Origin of the sequence: Citrobacter sp. TBCS-14 (assembly GCF_005280805.1) — a bacterium.
In the GTDB taxonomy this organism is placed as follows: Bacteria; Pseudomonadota; Gammaproteobacteria; order Enterobacterales; family Enterobacteriaceae; genus Citrobacter; species Citrobacter gillenii.
The window spans coordinates 1-210 of the sequence record NZ_SZWM01000497.1 but is presented as its reverse complement, the minus strand read 5'-3'; the positions used below and the strand labels follow the sequence as shown (position 1 = coordinate 210).

Sequence of the window (210 nt, the reverse complement as noted above, 5' to 3'; positions counted from 1 at the left end):
GATGAAGGCAGTTATGCTGAGGCGGTAATACCTCCTGCAAAAAAGCATGGCCTTTTTCGGTCAATTGCAGATGCAGACAGCGGCGATCGTTATCGCTTTCGCGGCGCTCGATCCAGCCACGCTTTTCTAACTCATCCGCGATACGGGTGGCGTTAGTCCGTGACGAGCCAAGTGCGCAACTCAGTTCAGAAGGCTGAATACTGTGGTTTT

Annotated in this window: 1 pseudogene; it reads right to left on the bottom strand. The window is 52.4% G+C overall.

Features of this window, described 5'->3' with window-relative positions:
- A pseudogene (emrR, locus tag FDX22_RS19530) lies at positions 1-210 on the bottom strand (multidrug efflux transporter EmrAB transcriptional repressor EmrR); the annotation flags it as partial.